Here is a 263-nt window from a genome sequence, read left to right as displayed (position 1 = left end):
TATGTTTATATATTAAGTTGACAAAATTCTATTTTTGTGATACATTACATATTGTCGGTGGTAATAATACCACTCGAAGGAGGTACGCGCTACTTTGCGAACCCCCTGACCCATCAACCCGCATCAACATTAATAAGCAAAAAGGAGGCAGAGACGTGACTCACGACTCTGAAGAGACGCCTTGCTAGTTTAGCGCAAACTCCACAAATTTTGCAGCTCCCCCGATATTTATATCGGGGTTTTTTTATCTAAAATAAGCAAAA

The sequence above is a fragment of the Parcubacteria group bacterium CG10_big_fil_rev_8_21_14_0_10_36_14 genome (assembly GCA_002772895.1).
Lineage (GTDB): Bacteria > Patescibacteriota > Patescibacteriia.
Note: the sequence above shows the minus strand (reverse complement) of the source record.